The 2914-nt window shown below is 66.0% G+C and carries 2 protein-coding genes; one reads left to right on the top strand and one right to left on the bottom strand.

All coding sequences use genetic code 11. From position 1 onward, the window contains the following. The first annotated feature begins 411 nt into the window (after nt 1-411). Nucleotides 412-858 (top strand): hypothetical protein, encoded by a 447-nt coding sequence (locus ACZ4W9_RS40200; RefSeq protein ID WP_467944203.1) that lies wholly within the window; start codon nt 412-414, stop codon nt 856-858. A gap of 247 nt (nt 859-1105) precedes the next feature. Here ACZ4W9_RS40200 and ltrA read toward each other — a convergent pair whose 3' ends face one another. Continuing rightward, nucleotides 1106-2365, bottom strand: coding sequence for a group II intron reverse transcriptase/maturase (ltrA, locus tag ACZ4W9_RS40195; RefSeq protein WP_467944202.1), 1260 nt, complete (start codon nt 2363-2365; stop codon nt 1106-1108). Nucleotides 2366-2914: the final 549 nt, after the last annotated feature.

Genomic DNA, 2914 nt, shown 5'->3' with positions numbered 1-2914 from the left:
CCCGTACTCCCGCAGCAGAGCAGCGGCACTGAGGATCATCCGGTCACGGCTTTCACTCTTGCGCGGACTCACCCGCCCACCACCCTTCCGACGACAGCGCGGCCCGCCGCAAGCGAGCTACCAGCCAGTAAGTTATGGGGTATGCCATAGAACATGCAAGAGGGTTCATCAGCCATGACGGTGCCGTGAACGGAGTCAGCCCAAGACGCTGCATCCGAGGAAGCGGGGAAATGGCCGCTTGATCGGTCCAACTTCGTTGGCAAGCTGTCCAACTTCCGCGTCGGAGGACAAACCTGGAGGGGGGAGAGTTCTCCCCCCTCCGGCGGCCGGGCTCTGTCCACAGGGCTGCGGTTCGAGGGTGGTTTCGAGGCCGCCGCGATCAGCGGGGCGGCCCGACGATGAGGAGCCACCATGACCGAGAACACCACCACGCCGCTCGCCCCGATGGAGCTGGACGACGTCGCCGACGCCTTCGCCTACATCCGGGCGCTGCAGGCCGGGGACATCGACACCGCCGGCGCGGTCGCCAACGACACGGGCCCCGGGCTGCGCCGGCTCCTCCTGGACGTCGCCGCGCACATCGTCGCCCCGGTCACCGCCGTGGACGACTGCGACGGGGAGCCGTGCGCGCACTCCTTCCTGGCAGCGGCGCTCGGGCGACTGCTGCTGGAGATCCTGTGCCACGCCGACGGCGCCTGCCTGGCCTTCGCGCCGGGCATCGCCCGGACCATCATCCGCTTCACCGAGAACATCCTCACCGAGGACCACGGCGACGTCGCCGACGTCCTGCGCCAGCTGGAGGCCGCGGGGATGAAGCAGGCGATGGAGGCGCACCCGGCACACCGCACTACCAGGTAGCCGCACCTCCGGGACGGCGGTGGTGCGGTGCGCATCGGGACCGCACCATTGCCATCCGCACCGCTGCCGGGCACCGCACCGAGGCGCGCGCTACAGCCGGGGCGCCTTTATCACACGCCCCCTTGACCGGGACCTGCTCGCCAGCCGGAACCGGCGATATCGAGTAGCCGAGGGGGGTCTCACCCCTCGGCCCTCACAGAACCGTGCGTAAAAGTCTCCCGTTACACGGCTCTTGTCGTTCTGATCATCAGATCTCGCAGGCGGCGGTGGTGAGGCACCAGTGCGCGAACATCCGCGGGTACCGCTGGGCGATCTCCACGAGCTTCGCGTGGGCCTTCCGTCGGCTTGCGAGCCGCTTGTACTTCTTGCGGATCCAACGCACCAGGTAGGCGTTGATGCGCATCACGAAGGGGAACAGCTCCCACGGCCGGAAACGCCCGTAGTAGTTGATCCACCCCCCGACCACACTGTTGATCGTGCGGGCGAGGTCTCCGAAGGAGGTGCCGCTACGAAGGTGCAGTTGCCAGGAACGCACCTCGCGACCGATCCGGGTCAGGGCCTGTCCGCTGATGGCCGGCTCGAACGACAGGAACTGCTTGCCGTGCCGATTCCGGTTCTTCCTGGGGCGGAACGTGTACCCGAGGAACGTGAACGACGTGTGCTCGTAGGAGCCACGCCGGTACGAGTCCTTGCAGTAGACGATCCGGGTCTTGTCCGGGTGCAGCTGCAACCCGACTTCGACCAGCCTGTCCCTGAGCGCGGCCAGCACATGGCGGGCCTGGCGCTCGGTGACGCAGTGCAGCACCGCATCGTCCGCATAGCGTTCGAACCAGACGCTCGGGAACTCCCGGGCCATCCAGGCGTCGAACGCGTAGTGCAGGAACAGGTTCGCCAGGACGGGAGACACCGGGGCCCCTTGCGGGGTGCCGCGTTCCCGTTCCAGCAGGGAGCCGTCGGGCAGGACGAGCGGGGCGGCGAGCCACCGCCGCACGTACAAGTTCACCCATACGGCGTCGGTGTGAGCCTCCACCGCCTTGACCAGCAGGTCCCAAGGCACGCTGTCGAAGAACTTGGCGATGTCGAACTCCACCACCCAGTCCCGCTTCCAGCAGCGCTTCCGGCACCTTTCCACTGCGTCCAAGGCGGACCGTCCAGGCCGGTATCCGTAGCTGTCCGGGTGGAATACAGGGTCCACCCTTCGCATCAGATGCCGGGTCACGACGGTCTGCGCCACACGATCGGCGACAGCGGGAATGCCGAGCATTCTCGTGCCGCCTCCGTTCGGCTTGGGGATCTCCACCGCGCGCACCGGCGGCGGGAAGTACGAGCCCGATGACATACGGTTCCAGACCTTGTAGAGGTTGCCCTTCAGGTCCTTCTCGAAGTCCTCGATGCTCTGCCCGTCAACGCCGGGTGCGCCCCTATGTGACCTGACTTCCTCCCACGCCTCCTTGACTTCCCACTTCGAAATATCAAACGGCTTGATCTGAGACTTCAACTGGCCCATCGCACTCCTCCCGGGCTGCTGCCCGGTTGATGTGATCAACTCAGTCACGAACGACCCGGCCCCTTCGCTCCACCCCCGTTACAGGGGCTTCGTCACTACTACGGGCCGGTCTGCCAGCAGGGTCCGCATCGGTACTCGACCCCTTACGGTGTCCTCCGCTTGGGGCACTCCCTCTCCCCCGACCTTGCGTCAGGGCGTATCGGACCTGCCTTCTCCTGTTCCATGCGAGAGCCGCAGACCGGACTCACGTCGCCTACATGCCGGACACCACCTGGCCAATAGACGGGCACCCGCCAGGCTCATCCCGGAGTTCTTGCCACACCCCGGTTTCGATGTCGTCTGGTTTCCTTACGACACGTCAGCAGCGATTCACTTGCGTTCGTCTTTCCGATCCCCACCTGACGCCTCTTACGACGCCTTTTCCTCATCGCTCACCACGACAGTCTTCAGCTAACCTCGGCCTTTCATGACGGTCTGCCGACGGAGTCGGCAGACCGTTTCGCGTTCTGAGCCTGCTGATGGGCAGGCCGAGTGCCCGTCTGTCGCGTC

The organism is Streptomyces sp. NPDC029296, from assembly GCF_055569255.1.
The sequence above is the reverse complement of the archived record's forward strand: the minus strand, read 5'-3'. Positions and strand labels throughout refer to the sequence as shown.